13 protein-coding genes are annotated in these 15,223 nt (G+C 73.3%); 10 read left to right on the forward strand and 3 right to left on the reverse strand.

Annotation, left to right across the window (positions count from 1 at the left end; translation table 11 throughout):
* Nucleotides 1-5: 5 nt before the first annotated feature.
* From AC0VYN_RS11190 to AC0VYN_RS11210, 5 genes are all read left to right on the forward strand, one after another.
* Nucleotides 6-1,571 carry a PucR family transcriptional regulator gene (locus tag AC0VYN_RS11190; protein WP_475535842.1) on the forward strand — a complete coding sequence of 522 codons (1,566 nt, stop codon included), beginning with the start codon at nt 6-8 and terminating at the stop codon, nt 1,569-1,571.
* A gap of 102 nt (nt 1,572-1,673) precedes the next feature.
* Entirely contained in the window at nt 1,674-2,516 is an 843-nt protein-coding gene (locus tag AC0VYN_RS11195; RefSeq protein WP_475535843.1) for a nitrilase-related carbon-nitrogen hydrolase, read from the forward strand.
* Between the two features lie 28 nt (nt 2,517-2,544).
* Nucleotides 2,545-3,951, forward strand: a complete 1,407-nt coding sequence (gene hydA / locus AC0VYN_RS11200; protein ID WP_475535844.1) for a dihydropyrimidinase — start codon at nt 2,545-2,547, stop codon at nt 3,949-3,951.
* Nucleotides 3,952-3,962: 11 nt separating this feature from the next.
* The gene (locus AC0VYN_RS11205) at nt 3,963-4,985 is read left to right on the forward strand and encodes a TIGR03842 family LLM class F420-dependent oxidoreductase (RefSeq protein WP_475535845.1); all 1,023 of its coding nucleotides are present in this window, start codon (nt 3,963-3,965) and stop codon (nt 4,983-4,985) included.
* A gap of 113 nt (nt 4,986-5,098) precedes the next feature.
* A complete protein-coding gene (locus tag AC0VYN_RS11210; RefSeq protein ID WP_475535846.1) occupies nt 5,099-6,625 on the forward strand; it encodes an NCS1 family nucleobase:cation symporter-1 in 1,527 nt (508 codons plus the stop codon).
* A gap of 16 nt (nt 6,626-6,641) precedes the next feature.
* Here AC0VYN_RS11210 and AC0VYN_RS11215 read toward each other — a convergent pair whose 3' ends face one another.
* The gene (locus AC0VYN_RS11215) at nt 6,642-7,307 is read right to left on the reverse strand and encodes a hypothetical protein (protein ID WP_475535847.1); all 666 of its coding nucleotides are present in this window, start codon (nt 7,305-7,307) and stop codon (nt 6,642-6,644) included.
* A 129-nt stretch (nt 7,308-7,436) separates the two neighbouring features.
* On the reverse strand, nt 7,437-8,501 hold the full coding sequence (locus tag AC0VYN_RS11220; RefSeq protein WP_475535848.1) for a lipoate--protein ligase family protein: 1,065 nt from the start codon (nt 8,499-8,501) through the stop codon (nt 7,437-7,439).
* A gap of 143 nt (nt 8,502-8,644) precedes the next feature.
* Between AC0VYN_RS11220 and AC0VYN_RS11225 the strand changes: the two genes are divergently transcribed.
* The 4 genes from AC0VYN_RS11225 (at nt 8,645) to AC0VYN_RS11240 (ending at nt 13,485) form a co-directional block, all read left to right on the forward strand.
* Nucleotides 8,645-10,483 carry a gamma-glutamyltransferase family protein gene (locus AC0VYN_RS11225; protein ID WP_475535849.1) on the forward strand — a complete coding sequence of 613 codons (1,839 nt, stop codon included), beginning with the start codon at nt 8,645-8,647 and terminating at the stop codon, nt 10,481-10,483.
* 83 nt (nt 10,484-10,566) lie between these two features.
* Nucleotides 10,567-11,415 (forward strand): inositol monophosphatase family protein, encoded by an 849-nt coding sequence (locus AC0VYN_RS11230; RefSeq protein ID WP_475535850.1) that lies wholly within the window; start codon nt 10,567-10,569, stop codon nt 11,413-11,415.
* Nucleotides 11,416-11,569: 154 nt separating this feature from the next.
* Entirely contained in the window at nt 11,570-12,979 is a 1,410-nt protein-coding gene (locus tag AC0VYN_RS11235) for a phytoene desaturase family protein (protein WP_475535851.1), read from the forward strand.
* Complete coding sequence (locus AC0VYN_RS11240; RefSeq protein ID WP_475535852.1) at nt 12,976-13,485, forward strand: O-acetyl-ADP-ribose deacetylase; 510 nt, start codon at nt 12,976-12,978, stop codon at nt 13,483-13,485. The genes AC0VYN_RS11235 and AC0VYN_RS11240 overlap by 4 nt, the downstream gene beginning before the upstream one ends.
* Before the next feature lie 105 nt (nt 13,486-13,590).
* Here the strand turns inward: AC0VYN_RS11240 and AC0VYN_RS11245 are convergent, their stop codons facing one another.
* Nucleotides 13,591-14,208 carry a CGNR zinc finger domain-containing protein gene (locus AC0VYN_RS11245; protein WP_475535853.1) on the reverse strand — a complete coding sequence of 206 codons (618 nt, stop codon included), beginning with the start codon at nt 14,206-14,208 and terminating at the stop codon, nt 13,591-13,593.
* 161 nt (nt 14,209-14,369) lie between these two features.
* Here AC0VYN_RS11245 and AC0VYN_RS11250 point away from each other — a divergent pair, with 161 nt between their 5' ends.
* Nucleotides 14,370-15,113, forward strand: a complete 744-nt coding sequence (locus tag AC0VYN_RS11250; RefSeq protein WP_475535854.1) for a metallophosphoesterase — start codon at nt 14,370-14,372, stop codon at nt 15,111-15,113.
* Nucleotides 15,114-15,223 lie beyond the last annotated feature (110 nt).

Raw genomic sequence — 15,223 nt, forward strand, 5'->3', positions numbered from 1 at the left:
CCGCCATGACCACCACCCGGGAGTCCTGGGAACCCGCCCTGTCGGTACGTCAGGTCCTCGCCCTGGAGCGGGTGCTCGCCGGGCAGCCCGAGGTGGTGGCCGGCGCCGGCCTGCTCGACCGGCCGGTGCGCTGGGTGCACGTCGCCGAGGCCGCCGACGTCGGCGTGATGCTCAGCGGCGGCGAGATGGTCCTCACCACCGGAGTGCTGCTCGCCGGCGACGAGGACCGGCAGAGCGAGTACATCCGCTCCCTCCACCGCGCGGAGGCCTCGGCCGTCGTCCTCGGGCTCGGCCGCGCCTTTCCCGCCCCGCCGGACGGGATGCGCCGGACGGCCGAGCGGTGCGGGCTCCCCATGGTCGTCCTGCACCGCCCCTTCCCCTTCGCCGAACTGACCGAGGAGGTCCAGTCGCGGCTGCTGCGCCGCAAGTACGCGGCCGTGAGCCTCTCCGAGGCCGTGCGCACCGAACTGACCGCGCTGATCACCGCGGGCGCCCCCGGGCAGCGTCTGCTCGACGAGGTGGCCCGGCACGCCGGCTGCCCGGTCGTCGTCACCAACCTCGCCCACCGCGTCCTCGCCACGGCGGGGGAGCGGGCCGCCGTCGACGACGTGCTGCGCGACTGGGAACGCATCGCCCGGCAGGCCGGGGCCGGCGCCGGCGACGGCTGGATCCGCGCCGAGCTGACCTGCCGCGGGGAGCGCTGGGGGCGGCTGGTGCTGTGCGGCCACCGCGGCGACCGGGCCGCCGGACGGCTGCTGGCCGACCGCGCCGCCGAGGCCCTCGTCCTGCACCGCATGCTCGGCGGCCCCACCACGCCCTCCTGGGAGGAGCAGTCCGCACGGAGCCTGCTCACCGACCTCGCGGGCGGGGCCGTACCGGCACGGCAGCTGCTGCCCAGGGCACGGGCGGCCGGACTGCCGGTCAACCGGCGCGTGTTCGTCCCGCTCGTCGTCCGCGGCCCGGACCCGGTCCGGGCCGGCCGGGTGCTGAGGCTGCTGGGCCTGCCGGGCCTCGCCGCGCGGCTCACCGGCGGAACGACCGCCGTACTGCTCAGTCTCGCCCTCGACCAGGACGCCAGGGCGCTGACCGACCACTTCGCGGCCCGGCTGCGCACCGAACCCGGCGCCGCCGGCACCGTGGTCGCCGCGGCCGACGCCCGCACCGCCTGGGACGACGTACCGGCCGGCCTGCGGGAGGCGCGGCACGTCGCCGACGCCGTCACCGACTCCGCGGCGGCCCTCGGCCTGCCGTCCGTCGTCCGGCTGCGGGACATCCACCTGCGCGGCCTGGTGCGGCTGCTGCGCGACGATCCGCACGTGCAGTCCTTCGCCGAACGGGAGCTGGACGGGCTGCTGCGCGGCCCCGAGGAGGACCTGCTCCCCGTCCTTCGCACCTACCTCGCCACCGGCCGCAACAAGTCCCGCACCGCCCAGCTCCACCACGTCTCGCGGCCCGCCCTGTACCGACGGCTGGAGGCCATACAGGCCCGGCTCGGCGTGGATCTCGACGACTTCGAGCAGGCCGCGTCCGTGCACATCGCGCTCCTCGCCCACGACGCACAACAGGGGTGACACCGTGCAATGCCCGACACCCGCAGACGTGACACCGTGCCAGTCGAACCACCCGCCCGCCGTCCCTACGCTCGCAGCACACCGAGCGAGTGGAGGCTGACGATGAGCCGAGTGATCCGTGCCGCGCTCTTCCAGACCGCCTGGACGGGCGACAGGGAATCGATGATCCGGGTGCACGAGCAGGCGGTCCGCGACGCCGCCGCCCAGGGAGCCCAGGTCCTCTGCTTCCAGGAGCTGTTCTACGGGCCCTACTTCTGCCAGGTCCAGGACCCCGGGTTCTACGCCTACGCCCAGCGCGTCCCCGACGGCCCCGTGGTCGAGCGCTTCCGGCGACTCGCCCGCGAGCACGGCATCGTCCTGGTGCTGCCGATGTACGAGGAGGAGCAGCCGGGCGTCCTCTACAACACCGCCGCCGTGATCGACGCCGACGGCTCCTACCTCGGCAAGTACCGCAAGACCCACATCCCGCAGGTCCAGGGATTCTGGGAGAAGTTCTACTTCCGCCCCGGCAACTCCGGCTGGCCGGTCTTCGACACGGCCGTGGGCCGCATCGGCGTCTACATCTGCTACGACCGGCACTTCCCGGAGGGCTGGCGGGCGCTCGGCCTCCAGGGCGCCGAGATCGTCTTCAACCCGTCGGCCACCTCGCGAGGCCTGTCCGGCTACCTGTGGCAGCTGGAGCAGCCGGCCGCGGCCGTCGCCAACGAGTACTTCGTCGGCGCCATCAACCGCGTCGGCGTCGAGGAGCTGGGCGACAACGACTTCTACGGCACCTCGTACTTCGTCGACCCCGAGGCGCGGTTCGTCGGCGAGGTCGCGAGCGACAAGGAGACCGAACTCGTCGTCCGGGACCTCGACATGGACAAGCTGCGCGAGGTCCGCGACCGCTGGCAGTTCTACCGCGACCGGGCGCCGGGCGCGTACGCGCCGCTGACCGCGCCCTGACCGACCGCTCCCGACAGGAGGGACCAGCATGACCAGCAGTCGTACCGTCATCCGCGGTGGCCTCGTCATCACCGCGTCCGACGAGATGCACGCCGACGTGCTGATCGAGGACGGCCGCGTCGCCGCCCTCGCCGCGTCCGGCACCCCGGCCGCCGAGGCGTTCTCGGCCGAACGGACGATCGACGCCACCGGCAGGTACGTCATCCCGGGCGGCGTCGACGGCCACACCCACATGGAGATGCCCTTCGGCGGCACCTACGCCGCGGACACCTTCGAGACGGGCACCCGGGCCGCCGCCTGGGGCGGTACGACCACGATCGTCGACTTCGCCATCCAGAGCGTCGGCCACTCCCTGCGCGAAGGCCTCGACGCCTGGCACGCCAAGGCCGAGGGCAACTGCGCGATCGACTACGGCTTCCACATGATCGTCTCCGATGTGAACGAGAAGACGCTCAAGGAGATGGACCTGCTGGTGGAGGAGGGTGTCACCTCCTTCAAGCAGTTCATGGCCTACCCGGGCGTCTTCTACTCCGACGACGGCCAGATCCTGCGGGCCATGCAGCGCGCCGCCGGCAACGGCGGACTGATCATGATGCACGCCGAGAACGGCATCGCCATCGACGTCCTGGTCGAACAGGCCCTCGCCCGCGGCGAGACCGGCCCCCGCCACCACGGCGAGGTCCGCAAGGCCCTGCTGGAGGCCGAGGCCACGCACCGCGCCATCCGGCTCGCCCAGGTCGCCGGCGCGCCGCTGTACGTCGTGCACGTGTCGGCCCAGGAGGCGGTCGCCGAGCTGACCCGGGCGCGCGACGACGGCCTGAACGTCTTCGGCGAGACCTGCCCGCAGTACCTGTTCCTGTCCACCGACAACCTCGCCGAGCCGGACTTCGAGGGCGCCAAGTACGTGTGCAGCACGCCGTTGCGCCCGCGCGAGCACCAGGCGGCGCTGTGGAGGGGCCTGCGGACCAACGACCTCCAGGTGGTCTCCACCGACCACTGCCCCTTCTGCTTCACCGGGCAGAAGGAGCTGGGCCGCGGCGACTTCTCCAGGATCCCCAACGGCATGCCCGGCGTCGAGAACCGCATGGACCTGCTCCACCAGGCCGTCGTCGACGGACACATCAGCCGGCGCCGCTGGATCGAGATCGCCTGCGCCACCCCGGCCCGCATGTTCGGCCTGTACCCGAAGAAGGGCACCGTGGCGCCCGGCGCCGACGCCGACATCGTCGTCTACGACCCGCACGCCGAGCAGGTCATGTCCGCCGCGACCCACCACATGAACGTCGACTACTCGGCGTACGAGGGCAAGCGCGTCACCGGCCGCGTGGAGACCGTGCTCTCGCGCGGCGAGCCGGTGATCACCGAGCGGGAGTACACCGGGCGCAAGGGCCACGGCGTCTACACCCCGCGCTCCACCTGCCAGTACCTGAACTAGGAGCGGTGCCCATGGACTTCGGACTCGTCCTGCAGACCGACCCGCCGGCCTCCCGCGTCGTCAGCCTGATGCAACGGGCCGAACGCAACGGGTTCACGCACGGCTGGACCTTCGACTCCGCCGTGCTCTGGCAGGAACCGTTCGTCATCTACAGTCAGATCCTGGCCCACACCACCAGGCTGAAGGTCGGCACGATGGTCACCAACCCGGGCACCCGCACCTGGGAGGTGACCGCGTCCACCTTCGCCACCCTCAACGACATGTACGGCAACCGCACCGTCTGCGGCATCGGCCGCGGCGACTCCGCGATGCGCGTAGCCGGCCGCAAGCCCAACACCCTGGCCCGCATCAGCGAGGCCATGAAGGTCGTCCGGGCGCTCGGCAGGGGGGAGGAGGCCGACCTCGGCGGCGGGACCGTCGTCAGGTTCCCCTGGATCAAACCCGGTGCCGAACTCCCCGTGTGGATGGCCGCGTACGGACCCAAGGCCCTGAGGATGACCGGGGAGGAGGCCGACGGCTTCATCCTCCAGCTCGCCGACCCCTACCTCACCGAGTACATGGTCCGGGCCGTCAAGGACGCCGCGGCGGGGGCCGGCCGCGACCCGTCCGAGGTGACGGTCTGCGTCGCCGCCCCCGCCTACGTCACCGCCGACGACTCGCCCGAGGCGCTCGCCCACGCCCGCGAGCAGTGCCGCTGGTTCGGCGGCATGGTCGGCAACCACGTCGCCGACCTGGTCGCCAAGTACGGCGAGCACTCCGCCGCCGTCCCCGACGAACTCACCGACTACATCAAGGCCCGCGACGGTTACGACTACGCCCACCACGGACGCAGCGGCAACCCGGACACGCGGTTCGTGCCCGACGAGATCGTCGACCGGTTCTGCCTGGTCGGACCGGTCGAGAAGCACATCGAGAAGCTGACCGCCCTGCGCGCCCTCGGCGTCGACCAGTTCGCCGTGTACGACATGCACGACGCCCAGGAAGCCGTCATCGACGCGTACGGCACCGACATCATCCCGGCCCTCAACGGCTGACTCCCGGCACGCCCCCCCCGCCCTCCCGGGGCAGGGGCCCAGGGCGCACCCGCGCACCCCCCTCGGCACCGCCCGCACGGCCTTTCCCGACCCACCGCACGATTGGCCTGCCCATGACCGACACCGCGCCCACGGCCCCAGCGCCGTCCGCCCAAGTCACCCTCCCCGACGGGCGCGTGGAGCTCGCCCCGGGCTCCCCGCCGCCGAGCGGTCCGTACGCCAACGAGGACCTGCTGCCGGTCCCCGTCGGCAAGCGCACCTGGACCACGTACAACTTCTCCGCCCTGTGGGTCGGCATGGCCCACAACACGGCCTCCTGGACACTGGCGTCCGGTCTGATCGCCGTCGGCATGGACTGGAAGCAGGCGGTGTTCACCATCGCCCTGGCCAACCTGATCGTGCTCGTCCCGATGCTGCTCACCGGACATGCGGGACCCCGGTACGGCATCCCCTTCCCCGTCTTCGCCCGCGCCTCCTTCGGCGTCCGCGGTGCCAATCTGCCCGCGGTCGTACGGGCGTTGGTGGCGTGCGGCTGGTTCGGCATCCAGACCTGGATCGGCGGCGAGGCCATCTACTTCCTGGCCGGCAAGCTGATCGGCGACGGGTGGACGGACGCCGCCACGGTCGGCGGCCACGCCTGGACCATGTGGCTGTCGTTCGCGCTCTTCTGGGCGATCCAGGTGGTCATCATCTACCGGGGCATGGAGACCATCCGCCGCTTCGAGAACTGGGCGGCGCCCTTCGTCCTGGTCGGCGCGTTCGTGATGCTGTGGTGGATGACCGACCAGGCGGGCGGCTTCGGCCCGCTCTTCGACCAGCCGTCGAAGCTGGGCTGGGGCGGCGACTTCTGGAAGCTCTTCTGGCCCTCCCTCATGGGCATGATCGGCTTCTGGTCCACGCTGTCCCTGAACATCCCCGACTTCACCCGCTACGGCAGGAGCCAGAAGGCCCAGACCCGCGGCCAGGCCCTCGGCCTGCCCACCACCATGACCCTGTTCGCCTTCCTGTCCGTGATGGTCACCTCCGGCTCCCAGGCCGTCTACGGGGAACCGATCTGGGACCCGGTGCAGCTCGCCGCCAGGACGGACAACGTGGCCGGCCTGCTCTTCGCCCTCGTCACGGTCCTGGTGGCGACCCTGTCCGTGAACATCGCGGCCAACCTGGTCTCACCGGCCTTCGACTTCTCCAACGTCGCGCCGCGCAGGGTGAGTTTCCGGGCCGGCGCCCTCATCACCTGCGTCCTCGCGGTGCTGATCCTCCCGTGGAGGCTGTACTCCGACCCGCAGGGCTACATCTTCACCTGGCTCGGCCTGGTCGGCGGGCTGCTCGGCACGGTCGCCGGCATCCTCATCGCCGACTACTGGATCCTGCGCCGCGCCCGCCTCGACCTCGTCGACCTGTACCGCAAGGGCGGACGCTACTGGTACACCGGCGGCTGGAACTGGCGGGCGGTCGCCGCCTTCGTCACCGGCGGCGTCCTGGCCGTCGGCGGCGCCGACTTCCACCCCCTGGTCGACGGCCGGCCCGTGCCGTTCCTCGAACCGCTGGCCGACTACGGCTGGGCGGTGGGCCTCGGCACCTCGATGCTGCTGTACCTGCTGCTGATGCTGCCCGGTGCCCGCGGCCGGGCCGCCCGCTGAGACGCCGTCGGGGCGGTCAGCCGGCCTGACCGTCCTGAAGGGCGGCCACCGCCTCCTTGGCCGCCTTGATGGCCCCCTTGTTGATCTCCTCGGTGCCGGGGGCCTTCTTCGTCTCGAAGTCACTGCCGTTGTACGTGATCGTCACCAGGGCGTTGGCCGCGCGGACCAGCACGGTGCCCTCCCGGGTCTGCTGCTCGTCCTCGGTCGTGAGGTTCACGACCGAGTACGCCTCGTCGCCCAGCCCCGGGACGGCCCCGCCACCGCTGCGGTCGGCGACCCGCTCCTTGTACGACTTCCTCGCCGCCTCGTCCGAGGACATCACCTCGTAGGAGACGTCCAGCCAGCGGTAGTCGTACCCCTTGAGCGCGTTCCACGAGCAGGTGCGGCGCACCCGCGTGTCCGTCGACGGGATCTCCTTGCCCGCCGTCTTGACCCCCGGCACCAGCGACGTGATCGTCTTCGCGGCCAGGGCCCCGCAGGGCGCCGGGGCGGCGGCGTACGTCTTCGTCACCGCCTGCGTCGCCGGGGCCGAGGCGGACGGGCGCCCGCCGTCGGGCGGCGTGCCGTCCTCGGCGGCCGGTGCGGAGTCCGGCCCGGACGACATCACCCAGCCCGCCGTGGCGAGCACGGCGACCGGAACCAGGCGCGCGGTCAGGGCGAGCGGCAGGGGAAGGGAACGCACGGCGCACTTCTCGTGGGGGACGGTGCGGAACGGGCCCGCACGGCGGACGGGGGACGCCAGTCTCACACGAGTACCTGTGGGGCGGAAGGGCGAACTCGCTGCGTGCCCGGCCGGTGACGGAGACGGACCTCAGGGCACCCTGGCGGTCCACGCCGGCCCGGAGAACTTGGTGCCCGCCAGTTCCCGCGCCCGCGCCAGTTCCTCGTCGGTCACCTTGCCCCGGGTGAGCCCGTACCGCGCACCGAAGGAGGCGATCATCCGCTCGATCACGGCCTCGCGCGGCAGACCGGTCTGCCGGCGCAGCGGGTCCACCCGCTTCCTGGCGCTCTTGATGCCCTTGTCGCTGAGCTTCTCCCGCCCGATGCGCAGCACCTCCAGCATCTTGTCGGCGTCGATGTCGTACGACATGGTCACGTGGTGCAGGACCGCGCCGGGCCTGCCGTCGTGCCCCACGATCCGCTTCTGCGCGGCGCCCGCGATCTTGCCCTGGTCGGTGGCGATGTCGTTCAGCGGCTGGTACCAGGCGCGGATGCCCATGTCGCCGAGGGCGCCGAGCACCCAGTCGTCGAGGTAGGCGTAGCTGTCCTGGAAGGACAGGCCCTGCACCAGGGCCTCCGGCACGGACAGCGAATACGTGATGGTGTTGCCGGGCTCCACGAACATCGCCCCGCCGCCGGAGATCCGGCGCACCACCTCGACGCCGAGGCGCTCGGCCGCGGCGGCGTCGACCTCGTTGCGCAGCGACTGGAAACTGCCGATGATCACCGCGGGCGAGCCCCACTCCCACACCCGCAGCGTCGGCGGGCGGCGGCCGGCGGCGACCTCGGCGGTCAGCACCTCGTCCAGGGCCATGTGCAGGGCGGGCGACTGCGGAGCCTCGTGGATGAGCTGCCAGTCGTAGTCCGTCCAGTCCGTGGCGTGCGCGAGGGCCCGGCGCACGGCGATGCCGACGCCCTCCGAGGTCAGCCCGTACATCACGGTGTCCTCGGGCAGCGCCGCGTCGATCCGCGCGGCCAGTCCCGCGGCGTCGGTGTCGGCCGGGGCGCCCTCCAGCGCACGGTTCACGGCGTCGAGCGCCTCGTCCGGCTCGAGGAAGAAGTCGCCCGCCACGCGCACGTGCCGCAGCACACCGTCCTCGGCCTCCACGTCCACGACGACCAGCTTGCCGCCGGGGACCTTGTACTCACCGTGCACCGTTCCGCCTCCGTTTCCGCACACGGTCGGCAACAGCGCGGACGGCGGCGGTGTTCCCGCCCGCCGGACGCATCCGCCCCGCGGGACGCGGATGTGTAGTACACGTAGGGGTCGTCCGGCGTACCCGAACACCAAGGTGGGACATGCAGTTCACCACACGGCCCACGCTTCAGGGATCCTTCGGCATGGTGGCGTCCACCCACTGGCTGGCGTCGCAGTCGGCGATGGCGGTCCTGGAGGACGGCGGCAACGCCTACGACGCCGCCGTGGCCGGCGCGTTCGTGCTGCACGTCGTCGAACCGCACCTCAACGGGCCCGCCGGGGAGGTGCCGATCCTGCTCGCGCCGGCCGGCGGCGAGGTGCGGGTGCTGTGCGGTCAGGGCGTCGCCCCGGCCGGTGCCACGGTCGCGCACTACCGGGGGCTCGGCCTGGACCTCGTGCCGGGCACCGGCCCGCTCGCCGCCGCCGTGCCCGGGGCCTTCGACGCCTGGATGCTCCTGCTGCGCGACCACGGCACCAGGCACCTCGCCGACGTGCTGAAGTACGCCATCGGCTACGCCGAGCACGGGCACCCGCCCGTGGAGCGCTTCGCGGAGACCGTCGGCACCGTCCGCGAGCTGTTCGAGACGGAGTGGACGTCCTCGGCGGAGATCTACCTGCCCGGCGGGCGGCCGCCCCGCCCGGGCGAGCCGTTCCGCAACCCCGTCCTGGCCGCCACGTGGCGGCGGGTGCTCGCCGAGGTCGCCGGGGCGGGCGACCGGGAGGCGCAGATCGAGGCGGCCCGGGACGTGTGGCGCACCGGGTTCGTCGCCGAGGCGCTCGTGCGGCAGGCCGCACGGCCCACCATGGACACCAGCGGGCGGCGTCACACCGGCACCCTGTCGGCCGCCGACCTCGCCGGCTGGTCCGCGTCCTACGAGACGCCGGCCACGTACGACTGGAACGGCTGGACCGTGTGCAAGCCCGGTCCCTGGAGCCAGGGTCCCGTCCTGCTCCAGCAACTGGCGCTGCTCCCGCCCGAACTGCCCCGGTACGGCTCCGCCGACTACGTCCACCTGCTGGTCGAGGGCTGCAAGCTCGCCATGGCCGACCGGGAGGCCTGGTACGGCGACGCCGGCGGCGCGGCCGGGGTGCCGCTCGCCGACCTGCTGTCGCCGTCGTACAACGCGGCCCGGCGCGAGCTGGTGGGGGACAAGGCGTCCTTCGAGCTGCGGCCGGGCGCCCCGGGCGGACGCGCCCCGCGGCTCAGCGCCCACGCGTGCGTGGCGGCCGTCGAGGGGGAGGGCCTGGACGCCCCGGGAGTCGGCGAGCCGACCGTCGCCAAGGGCCCGGCCTCCCCGGTGCCCGGCGAGCCGGCCGTCGACGCCGACGGGGGCACCCGCGGCGACACCTGCCACCTCGACGTCGTGGACCGCTGGGGCAACATGGTCTCGGCCACCCCCAGCGGCGGCTGGCTCCAGTCCAACCCCGTCGTGCCCGGACTCGGCTTCCCGCTCGGCACCCGCCTGCAGATGACCTGGCTGGAGGAGGGCCTGCCGAACTCGCTCACCCCGGGCCGCCGGCCGCGCACCACCCTCTCCCCGTCCCTCGCCCTGCGCGACGGCGAGCCCGTCCTGGCCTTCGGCACGCCCGGCGGCGATCAGCAGGACCAGTGGCAGCTGCACTTCTTCCTCGCGGTCGCCCTGCGCGCCCGGGTGCGCGGCGGACTCGATCTCCAGGGCGCCGTCGACGCCCCGAACTGGCACAACGACGGCTTCCCCGGCTCGTTCTTCCCGCGCGGCATGCGGGCGGGAAGCCTCACCGTGGAGTCCCGGACGGCCGAGGAGGCCGTCGCGGAGCTGCGGCGCCGCGGGCACGACGTCACCGTCGGCGGGCCCTGGTCGGAGGGACGCCTGTGCGCCGTCGCCCGGGACCCGAGGACCGGAATCCTGTCCGCGGCGGCGAACCCGCGCGGCGCGCAGGGGTACGCGGTGGGGCGCTGAGGGCGGCCGCGTGTTCACGCCGGTTCCATCCGGGATACACCACCCGGGTGGGAGTTGTCAGTGGCGCGTGCTCTCATGGAGTCATGATCGAGAACAACGAAACCATCGACGAGTTTCTCGCCCGGCACGCCGACGAGGTGGAGGAGGCCGTCCGCAAGGCGGCCGCCCAGGAGATCATGCCGCGCTGGCGCCGGCTCGCGGACCACGAGGTCGACCAGAAATCCGGCCCGCACGACCTGGTGACGGACGCCGACCGCAAGGCCGAGCGGTTCCTGACCGAGGCACTGCGCGCCCTGCTGCCCGGCTCGGTGGTGGTCGGCGAGGAGGCGGTGCACGACAACCCGTCCTCGTACGAGGCGATCCGGGGCGAGGCACCGGTGTGGATCGTCGACCCCGTCGACGGGACACGGCAGTTCGTGCACGGCGACTCCGGGTTCTGCACGCTGGTCGCCCTGGCCCGGCACGGGGTGGTGCACGCCTCATGGACCTACGCGCCCGCCCTCGACCGACTCGCCACGGCCGTACGGGGCCGGGGCGCCTTCCTGGACGGCGAGCGGCTGTACGCCGGGCCGCCCGAGCCCGGGCGCGACCTGCGGGTCGCCACCTCCCACCCGGACTACACGACGGACGAGCAGAAGCGCGCCCTGCTCAGCCTGCGCACCCCCGGCGTGGCTCCCCGCGCCTGCGGCTCGGCGGGCCTCGAGTACCTCGCCGTCGCACGCGGCGAGTCCGACGCCACGGCGTTCTCCTGGGAGGCGGCCTGGGACCACGCGGCGGGGATCCTCCTGGTCGAGGAGGCGGGCGGCACCCATCTGACCCGCGCGGGCGAGCCCTTCCGCATCACCGGCGGCAACGACCTGCCGTTCACCGCGGCCCGGGACGCGGCCACGGCCCGGCAGGTGGTGGCACTGCTCTCGGGGGAGACCGCCTGACCCCCGGGGCTCGCGGCGGTCCCGCCGCCCGGCCACCCGGCCACCCGGCCACCCGGCCGCCCGGCCGTCACCCGTGACCGCGGCGTGCCGGCGCCCCGGCATATCCTGAGCCCGAGTGGCCATCGGCTGACGAAGGAGTCCGAAGGTGCCGTCGATGCTCGATGCGGTCGTGGTGGGTGCGGGACCGAACGGACTGACGGCTGCCGTGGAGCTGGCCCGCCGCGGCTTCTCCGTCGCCGTCTTCGAGGCGCGGGACACCGTGGGCGGCGGGGCCCGCACGGAGGAACTGACCCTCCCCGGCTTCCGTCACGACCCGTGCTCGGCCGCGCACCCGCTCGGAATCAACTCGCCCGCGTTCCGCGCCCTGCCCCTGGAGCGGTACGGCCTGCGCTGGCTGCACCCCGAGCTGCCCATGGCGCATCCGTTCCCCGACGGGTCGGCCGCCGTGCTGTCCCGGTCGGTCGGCGAGACCGCCGCCTCCTTCGGCCCGCGCGACGCGGGCACATACCGCAGGCTGGTCGAGCGCTTCCTCCCCGGGTGGGACACGCTGGCCCGGGACTTCATGTCCCTGCCGGCCACCGCGCTGCCCCGCGACCCGGTCGCCCTCGCCCGCTTCGGCCTGGTCGGACTGCCGCCGTCGACGTGGCTGATGCGCCGCTTCCGCGACGAGAGGGCCCGCACCCTCTTCGCCGGTCTCGTGGCACACGTCATGGCCCCGCTCGGCGGCTTCGCCACCGGGGCCATCGGCCTGGTCTTCGCCCTCGCCGCCCACGCCCGCGGCTGGCCCGTGGCCCGCGGCGGGTCCCAGGCCATCTCCGACGCGCTGGCCGCGTACCTCACCGACCTCGGCGGCGCGATCCACACCGACTACGAGGTCAAGCGCCTCGACGACCTGCCGCCGGCGCGCGCCTACGTCTTCGACACCTCGCCCACGGCCCTGGCCCGCATCGCCGGCCTCGGCGGCCACTACGACAACTACCGGTACGGCCCGGGCGTCTTCAAGATCGACTATGCGCTGGACGGACCGGTCCCGTGGACGGCAGAGGCGCCCCGCACCGCCGGCACGGTGCAGGTCGGCGCCGACAGCGCGGAGATCGGCGCCGCCCTGCACGCCGCCTCGCGCACGGACCGCGCACCCGACCGGCCGTTCCTCATCACCGTGCAGCCCGGAGTCGTGGACCCCACCCGGGCCCCGGCCGGCAAGCACGTCTTCTGGGCGTACGGGCACGTGCCGCACGGCTGGACCGGCGACCTCACGGACGCGGTCGAGCGCCAACTGGAGCGCTTCGCCCCCGGGTTCCGCGACCGCGTCCTCGCCCGCGCGACCGCCGGCCCGCCCGAGATCGCCGCCCGCAACGCCAACTACGTCGGCGGGGACATCGCCTCCGGCGCGGTCTCCGGTCTCCAGCTCCTGCTGCGCCCCAAGCTCTCCCTGTTCCCGTACGCCACCCCGCACCCGGCCGTGTTCATCTGCTCGTCGGCCACGCCGCCGGGCCCGGGGGTGCACGGCATGTCCGGACACAACGCGGCGAAGGCCGTGTGGCGGAGGCTGAGGCAGACATGACCACCCTCACGCTGGTCCGGGGCGACATCACGCGCCAGAGCGCCGACGCGATCGTCAACGCGGCCAACTCCTCCCTGCTCGGCGGGGGCGGCGTCGACGGCGCCATCCACCGGCGAGGCGGCCCGGCGATCCTGGAGGCCTGCCGCCGGCTGCGCGCCGGGCACCTCGGCAAGGGCCTGCCCACCGGCCGAGCCGTCGCCACCACCGCGGGCGACCTGGACGCGCGCTGGGTCATCCACACGGTCGGCCCGGTCTGGTCGGCCACCGAGGACCGTTCCGGCCTGCTCGCCTCCTGCTACCGCGAGTCCCTCCGGGTCGCGGACGAACTGGGCGCCCGCACGGTCGCCTTCCCGGCGATCTCCACCGGCGTCTACCGCTGGCCCCTGGACGACGCGGCCCGCATCGCCGTCGAGACGGTGCGCACCACGCCGACGTGCGTGACCGAGGCCCGCTTCGTCCTGTTCGACGCCCGCGCCTACGAGGCGTTCGCGGCACGGGCCGGCTGACATGTGTCCAGTCCGCGGTGTTTCGTGAGGGCGGGGCCGCGTGTCCGTCTCCGGCCCGTGCCGACCGGGCTGTGCCGGCCCGGAGTCCAGCCCGCCTGAGCGCCTTCAGGAAGCGGCGCCGCCGTCGTCGGGGCCCGGGCGCCGGCGACGGTAGTGGCGGGCGGCCCGGGCGCGGTTGCCGCAGGACGGCTTGCACCATTCCTGCCGCCCGTGGGACCTGACGAAGTAGCGCACGCAACGGGGCGCGGTGCAGGCGCGCAGCTGCTCGCGCTCCGGGCCGCTCAGGAAGTCGACGGCCGCCCGGGCCAGGGCCGCCAGGAGCCGGGTCCCCGGGTCGTCCTCCACCGGCCGCAGACGAGCGGAGGGGGCTCCCTGCACCGGCCAGTCCAGTTGCGGAACGACCGGTTCGCGGGCGGCGACGGCGTTGATGTGGGCCACCGCCCGGTCGGCCGGCATCAGGGCCGCGGCGTCCGCCGGACTCGGGGGTGCCGGACTCACCGCCCGTGCGAACAGCGCACGGATCGCGCCTCGCAACTCGACGAGCTCGCTCCGGAGCCCTTCGTCCACGTTCGTCTCCCAGGGCGCGACACGGTCGGCCAGGAGATCGGCTCGTGCCTCGATCCACTCAGCCGTTCCGCGCACCGTGGCGAGATCGTCGGTGACACCGCCGTCCCCGTCGTGGCGGATCGTGCCCGCCAACTCCAGTGCCGGCCAACGTTCCATCTCCGTCTCCCTCGGCTGAGCGGGACCTGCTTGATCATGTGCCTCCGCGCACCCTAGAGTCTCTAACGGGAAATCGAGAATTACCGTTAGGGGCCGGCCGGGTGGGACATCCGGTACCGGCCCGGAACAGCGGCGAGGGCCGCTCATGGGGAGGACGGTTCATGTCAGTGCTGCTCGCACAGATCAGCGACCTGCACCTGGACGGCAGTGAGAGAGCCACCCGGCGTGCCACCCGCGTCATGGATTACCTGCGGAACCTGCCCCGCCCGGTCGACGCCGTCCTGGTCACCGGGGACATCGCCGACCACGGAGCCGAGGCGGAGTACGAGGAGGCGGCACGCATCCTCCAGGGCCCCTTCCCGGTGCTCACCTGTCCCGGCAACCACGACGCGCGTCCCGCCTACCGCAAGGCCCTGCTCGGAGAGGCCCCCGACGCGTCCCCGGTCAACCGGATCCATCACGTCGCCGGAACCGCCGTCCTGATGTGCGACTCCACGATCCCCGGCCGCGACGAAGGGCGCCTCGACGCCGAGACGCTCGACTGGATCGAGACCCGGCTCGCCGGACTGTCGCAGGACACTCCGGCGCTGATCGCCTTCCACCAGCCGCCGGTCGAGCTCCACCACCCCCTGCCCGACTCGGGCATGCTCGAGAACCCCGAGCGGCTGGCCGCCCTGCTCGACGCGCACCCCCAGGTCGTCGCCGTCCTGACCGGTCACGCCCACACGGCGGCCGCCTCGGCCTTCGCCGCCCGCCCCCTGATCGTCGGGCCGGCCGTCACCTGGACCCTGCGCATGCCCTGGGAGGGCGACCTTCCCGCCGACCGCGACCAGCCGCCCGGCCTCGCCTTCCACGTCCTGGGCGACGACCGGCGCCTGACCACCCACTACCGCGTCGTGCTCTGACCTCGACCGCGCGACGGGCGGGGGCCGGCCGCCGTTCATCAGGAACCAACAAAGTCCGACGGGGTAATTGATTCGGTTGTGTTCGAGTCCTAGGGTGACCCTAATTCAGT

This window comes from Streptomyces sp. 63XJN7_1_ISO-PGPR-S23-121, from assembly GCF_056173025.1.